Source organism: Shewanella sp. ECSMB14101, assembly GCF_000773485.1.
GTDB lineage: Bacteria > Pseudomonadota > Gammaproteobacteria > Enterobacterales > Shewanellaceae > Shewanella > Shewanella marisflavi.
Map to the genome: position 1 here is coordinate 52,292 of NZ_JSFF01000026.1, position 6,626 is coordinate 58,917.

Genomic DNA, 6,626 nt, shown 5'->3' on the forward strand with positions numbered 1-6,626 from the left:
ATTGAATAGATATTTTTAAATAAAGTTGGTGAATTGAATTAAATGATGAAAAATTTTCCTGATATCAAACAGTCCTTCAGTGAACTCATCGCAACCCCCTCTATCAGCGCCCTAGAAGCAGAGCTAGATATGAGTAATCAGGGAGTGGTGACGCTTCTCAGTCAATGGCTCAGTGATCTCGGCTTCGAATGCCAAATACAAGCGGTTGCCGATACCCGCGGCAAAAACAATCTACTTGCCAAGATAGGTCAGGGACGTGGCGGTCTGCTACTGGCAGGCCATACCGATACAGTCCCGTTCGACGAAGGCCGTTGGAACCAAGATCCCTTTACCCTGACGGAGAAAGATAACCGTTGGTACGGACTCGGCACCTGCGACATGAAAGGTTTTTTTGCCTTGGTTATTGAGGCTGTACGCCAGATGCCGACACAGGATTTCGTTCGGCCACTCTATATACTCGCCAGTGCCGATGAAGAGACCACTATGAACGGCGCCAAGGCCTTCGCCCAATCCAAGGCCATTGCCCCTGAATATGCACTCATAGGCGAGCCCACCGGATTAAAACCCGTATATATGCATAAGGGACATCTAGCCCAAGGCATTCGCATCACGGGGCGCAGCGGTCACTCCTCCGATCCCGACAAAGGGCTAAACGCTATTGAGATCATGCACCAGGTCATTGGCCAGCTGCTCAAGCTAAAACAACATTTAGCCGACAACTATCGCGAAGAAGCCTTCAGCGTGCCCTATCCCACGATGAACTTCGGCCATATTCATGGAGGCGACGCCGCCAATCGCATCTGCGGCTGCTGCGATCTCCATCTGGATATCCGCCCCCTTCCCGGTCTGCCGCTAGAAGTTTTGGAGCAACTACTGATCCAATACCTTGCCGAACTTAGCCAGCGTTACCCAGGGGCTATCAAGATTAGTCAGCTTTATCCCGGCTCTCAGCCATTTGCCGGGCAAGCCGATAATCAATGGTCACAGCTAGTTGCTCAGCTATCTAATACGGCGCCAGAAGTCGTTAACTACGCCACCGAGGCCCCCTATATTCAACAGCTAGGCTGTCAAACCCTAGTGTGGGGACCGGGCAGCATAGAGCAGGCCCATCAACCAGACGAGTATCTGGACACCACCTACATCAACAAAACCGTAGACTTACTTAAGCAGTTGATTTACCAAGCTTGTATAAAGCCGTCTTAAGATCACCATAAAAAATTCACGCAAGGTGATATAGAACACATAAGCATACGATATGAAGATATGCTGTATTGACCTAAACCTGATAGCCTAGGTATGGTGATTGATTAACTAGTGGGTATGGAGCATTTATGACAGATATGTACGCGTCGCTGCGATCTAATGTAGGCACCTTAGGCCAAATATTAGGCGATACCATTCGCACGCACATGGACGAACCATTTTTAGATAAAATTGAACAGATAAGACATCTTGCTAAAAGCTCTCGTCAGGGTAATGATACCGCCAGAGAACAGATGCTCACCCTGTTGGCCGCCTTACCAGATGAAGAGCTAGTCCCCTTTGCCAAAGCCTTCAATCAATTTTTAAACCTAGCCAATATCGCAGAGCAATTTCATACCATCAGCCGCAACTGTGACGAACTGGTATGCGTACCAGACCCAGTGGATCAACTCTTAGGACGCATGCTCAACGGCCGCATAGATCAAGATAAGATGCTCGAATGTCTGCAGACGCTCGATATCGATCTAGTGCTCACGGCCCACCCAACAGAGATCTCACGTCGCACCCTGATCCAGAAATATTCCGCCGTGGTTGATTGTCTTGCCACCTTGGAAAACCCTCTGCTCACCGAAAAAGAGAAAAAACGAAATCACCTCAGGCTCAGACAGCTTATCGCCCAGATTTGGCACACCAACGAGATACGCCACGAGCGACCAACACCTGTAGATGAAGCCCGCTGGGGCCTCAGCACAATAGAAGCCTCGCTCTGGCACGCCATTCCCGATTTCATGCGTCAACTCAACGAGCAAGTCGAAGAGCGCACCGGCAAACAACTGCCCAGCGACATGGCACCGATCCGCTTCTCTAGCTGGATGGGGGGCGATCGCGATGGCAACCCATTCGTCACAGCCAAAATCACTCAGGAAGTGCTGGATCGCAACCGCCACACAGCAGCACGCCTCTACCTTAAAGATGTGGTCTTGCTCGTTAATGAGCTGTCGATGGAAGAGGCCAATGACGAGCTGCTAGCTCTCACCAATCATAGCCATGAGCCATATAGAGAGGTGCTGCGCGAGCTAAGGCAAAAACTGCGCGATACCATTGATTACTTAAATGCCCGTCTTGAGGGTCATTCGCCCGAAGTGGATCTCGACACCTTAATCTGGCACGAGGAAGATCTTAAGCAGCCATTGACCCTGCTCTACCAAAGCCTAAATGAGTCGGGTATGAGCCTGATTGCTAACGGTCTGCTATTGGATATGCTGCGTCGACTCGCTTGCTTCGGAATCCATATGCTACGCCTGGATATCCGCCAAGATGCCCAGCGTCATAGCGACGCTATCGCCGAACTGACTCGTTATCTGGGTCTAGGCGACTATGATCACTGGGACGAACATGAAAAGCAGGCCTTCCTGCTCAGGGAGTTAAGTGGCAAACGCCCTCTCATCCCCCATAACTGGCAGCCCAGCGACGATGTGGCCGAGGTGATCAGCACAGTCAGACTGATCGCTAATCAGTCTTCGAAGGCGTTAGGCTCCTATGTGATCTCCATGGCTAGCCAGCCCTCAGATGTATTGGCCGTACTCCTGTTACTTAAAGAGGCAGGCTGCCAACACCCAATGCGTGTCGTCCCCCTATTCGAAACTCTGGACGATCTTAATAATGCCTCTAGCTGCATGTCGGCGCTATTTGCCATCGACTGGTATCGTGGCTACTGCAAGGGTAGCCAAGAGGTGATGATAGGCTACTCAGATTCGGCTAAAGATGCTGGCGTTATGGCCGCCGCATGGGCTCAATATAGTGCTCAGGAGAAACTGGTTAAGGTCTGTGCCCAGGCCGATATCAAACTCACTTTATTCCACGGCCGTGGCGGCACCATAGGCCGTGGTGGCGGACCGGCACACAAGGCGATCTTGTCACAGCCCCCAGGTTCAGTAGATGGGCGTATTCGCGTCACCGAGCAGGGAGAGATGATCCGCTTCAAGTTCGGCCTGCCTAAGCTGGCGGTGCAAAGCTTGGCGCTGTACACCTCAGCCGTGATGGAGGCCACCCTATTGCCGCCGCCAGAACCTAAGCCTGAATGGCGTGAAGCAATGGAGCGCCTCGCCGGCGATTCTGTGCAAGCTTACCGTGCTATCGTACGTGAGGAACCCGATTTTGTGGCTTATTTCCGCGCGGCGACACCAGAGGTCGAGCTGGGCAAGCTGCCCCTAGGCAGTCGTCCGGCCAAACGCCGTGTCGATGGCGGCATCGAAAGCCTGCGGGCTATTCCCTGGATCTTTGCCTGGTCGCAAAACCGCTTGATGCTGCCCGCTTGGTTAGGCGCGGGAGAAGCACTACAACAAGCAGCCGACAGAGGTGAGTTAGGCCTGCTACGAGAGATGGAGAAAGAGTGGCCTTTCTTTGAGACACGTATCTCCATGCTTGAGATGGTCTATGCCAAGGCAGAACCCAATCTGGCAAAATACTATGAAACCTGTCTGGTACCTAAGGAACTGCATCACCTCGGTGAAGCGCTGCGCGCCAGAATGGCAACCGGGATCAAGGTGGTATTGGAGCTGACACAATCTGATGCCCTGATGTCCCATACGCCGTGGAACCGCGAGTCGGTAGAGCTACGCAACCCCTATATCGATCCGCTCAACTTCCTTCAGGCAGAGCTATTGGCCCGAACTCGCAAAGAAGAAGCGGGCTCGAGTAATGTGGAATTAGCGCTAATGTTGACCATAGCCGGCGTCGCGGCAGGTATGAGAAACACAGGCTAATGAAACAGCTGACCCTACTTGGCCTCATGATGCTGCTATTGACCGCCTGTGTTAGTCAATACAGCATCAGCGAGCGCCAGCTCACTAACTATCTCAATGAGGAGATGCATTTCGAGGTCAAGGAAGGCAATCGCTTCTTCGGCATAGAGATGAAGATTAATGATGTGAAGGTCAAGTTAGGTCATAAGGCTGACACTATGGCGATTGCGGCAAACAGCCAAATTAAGGTGGCCAATCCGCTAATGCCCCTTAACGCCACCATGACGGCCGAGTTCGAGGCTAAGCCTTGGTATGATACCGACCAGCATAGCCTCTACCTCAGAGAGCTAAAACTGGTCAAACTGACCTCTAGCCCCAAAGATCTTGAGCAAGCCATGGGACAGGCCGCGCCTCAGGTCATGCGCTTTATCACCCACTTTCTGGAAACCCAGCCTGTATATGTACTCGATACACAAGAAGGTAATCAGGCGCTTCTGGCGGAGATGACCAAACGCATCGAGGTGGTCCCCGGAAAAATTAATCTCATCTTTAAAGACTAGGGCGATCAAGGCTCGCCCTAACTCTATTGCCAGAGTCTCACATCAGCCGGTTATTTGGCAAATCTGGGATAAGAAGCATAGTCGACCAATACCGAAGTATCGTCCAACTCGCGCCTGAGCATATCCAAGGCGACGGCACTGCTCAGCTGCCTCACCAGCTCACGGGAGCGCGCCGGAAATTTTAGCATCTGGCTATATACCCCTTGTTTGGTGGCTAAAGCGATGGCCACCGTCCCTACAGGCTTAGCATCGCTGCCGCCATCAGGACCAGCAATGCCACTGGTGGCAAGCGCGTAATCACTATCAAGTAGAGCTCTAGCGCCTTTAGCCATCTCCTCGACCGTTGCAATCGAAACAGCGCCATGATCATCCAGAGTCGCAGGCTGAACCCCTAACACCTTGACCTTAGACTCATTGCTATAGGTCACCAGCCCTTGATCCAGATACTGTGAGCTTCCGGCAAAGGCGATCAGGTTGCTGGCAATCATGCCGCCAGTACAAGACTCGGCCACACTCAAACGCTTGCCCGAGGCTAACAGACGGTTATGAATCACTTGCGCCAAGGAGGTCACATTCTGCCCGACAACCGCATTGCCGAGTCGGCTCATCACCTCAGCCTTTAGCTCATCTAACTTGGCGATAGCATCCTGCCCTCTGGCAAATAGCTTAATTTCGATATAAGGCATAAAAGAGCGGTAGCCTAAGGTGATCCCGCTGGGAAGCGCGATGCTTTCGAGTTTGTCAGCAAGCGCCGACTCCCCCTGACCTATGGTCAATAATTTCTGAACCTCGACTTCGACATGACTATCGGCAATCTGCTCTACAAAGGGAATAAATTGCTCAGTCACCATCTTTTTAAATTCAAAGGGCACACCTGGCGTGAAGAAAAGCCAGGCTCGATTAAGCTTCACTCTAAAGCCACAGGCTGTCCCAACTGGATTGTCCACCATGATGGCCGAAGCGGGCAGCATCGCCTGCTTGAGATTACTTGCGGGCATCTGTCGCCCATTGCGGGTAAACCACTCTTGAATTCGTTCGCGCCATAGGGTGCACTCAACTAATGGCTCCCCCTTGGCAATCGCCATTGCCTCAGAAGACATGTCGTCACTGGTTGGCCCCAGACCACCGTTAACTAAGATGACATCGGCGTGCTCACTACGCTGACGAAATACTTCAACCAGATCATCCATACGATCACCAACGGTAATACGCTGCTGCATCTCTATACCATGGTCCATCATAGTATTGGCAGCCCAGGCCGCATTGGTATCGACTATCTGTCCCGACAGCACCTCTTCACCAGTACAGATCATTTCTATTTTCATATCCATCCCTTGAAACTAAGCGATTTAACTTTGCCATAAGGTAGGTAAGGCCGCTCTGAATAGCAATAGACAATAGGACAACTCAGCAGATATTCACATTCGTCGGCGTTAGCCCGCCTTTACAGGTCTTATCGCTCTAAACAATTTTAAAGTCAGCCGCTACAAGCGAACTAGACTCATTAAATCATTATGGCAAACGAAACTGCAGGGAAGAGATACGCATAAACTAATCCTAATGAGGATTCTGGCTCTTAACCATCACAAGCGAGAAATGCCGATAAGCCATCATTTTCCTTTTTATCTCATGACGTACTCATAGGCCTATGAACGAGAAACAGGGAATGTCGAGCTGCCAATTTGCATGGATGCATATCGCGAAGCGATGTGCTTACGCTCGTAAAGAGCCAATACAGCTACGGAAGACGAGATTTGACTACATGTGCCTTAGCACGCGATAGTTTTTATCACACAACGAAAAAAGCCTCTGCATTTCTGCAGAGGCTTTCGTCTTAATGTTGGTGGGCGCATATCGCGAAGCGAGGTGCTCATGCGCGCGAAGTGTCAACGTAGCCGGGGCGGACAGGACTCGAATGCTTGTGCCTTGACACGCGAGACAGGGTGAATAGGCATCGTCATAAGCCCTAAGTGCCGATAAGTAATCATTTTCGATATGACTAAGCTTTTTATCTCATGACACACTAGCTCACGATAACCTAAATGTTTCAAAGCGATAAAACGAAAAAAGCCCTAGCATTTCTGCTAGGGCTTTCGTCTTAATGTTGGCGGAGCGGACG

The 6,626-nt window shown here is 51.1% G+C and carries 4 protein-coding genes; 3 read left to right on the forward strand and 1 reads right to left on the reverse strand.

Annotated elements, in window-relative coordinates; translation table 11 throughout:
* Positions 1-45 precede the first annotated feature (45 nt).
* From argE to NY07_RS16375, 3 genes are all read left to right on the forward strand, one after another.
* Positions 46-1,203 (forward strand): acetylornithine deacetylase, encoded by a 1,158-nt coding sequence (argE, locus tag NY07_RS16365; protein ID WP_033540442.1) that lies wholly within the window; start codon positions 46-48, stop codon positions 1,201-1,203.
* Between the two features lie 128 nt (positions 1,204-1,331).
* Positions 1,332-3,968 (forward strand): phosphoenolpyruvate carboxylase, encoded by a 2,637-nt coding sequence (ppc, locus tag NY07_RS16370; RefSeq protein WP_033540433.1) that lies wholly within the window; start codon positions 1,332-1,334, stop codon positions 3,966-3,968.
* Positions 3,968-4,507, forward strand: coding sequence for a DUF1439 domain-containing protein (locus NY07_RS16375; protein WP_033540434.1), 540 nt, complete (start codon positions 3,968-3,970; stop codon positions 4,505-4,507). The genes ppc and NY07_RS16375 overlap by 1 nt, the downstream gene beginning before the upstream one ends.
* A gap of 50 nt (positions 4,508-4,557) precedes the next feature.
* Here the strand turns inward: NY07_RS16375 and NY07_RS16380 are convergent, their stop codons facing one another.
* The gene (locus NY07_RS16380) at positions 4,558-5,832 is read right to left on the reverse strand and encodes a CinA family nicotinamide mononucleotide deamidase-related protein (protein ID WP_033540435.1); all 1,275 of its coding nucleotides are present in this window, start codon (positions 5,830-5,832) and stop codon (positions 4,558-4,560) included.
* Between the last annotated feature and the right edge of the window lie 794 nt (positions 5,833-6,626).

Coding starts and splice junctions, on each gene's coding strand:
- argE (WP_033540442.1), top strand. CDS start 46: ATGAAAAATTTTCCTGATATCAAACAGTCCTTCAGTGAACTCATCGCA.
- ppc (WP_033540433.1), top strand. CDS start 1,332: ATGACAGATATGTACGCGTCGCTGCGATCTAATGTAGGCACCTTAGGC.
- NY07_RS16375 (WP_033540434.1), top strand. CDS start 3,968: ATGAAACAGCTGACCCTACTTGGCCTCATGATGCTGCTATTGACCGCC.
- NY07_RS16380 (WP_033540435.1), bottom strand. CDS start 5,832: ATGAAAATAGAAATGATCTGTACTGGTGAAGAGGTGCTGTCGGGACAG.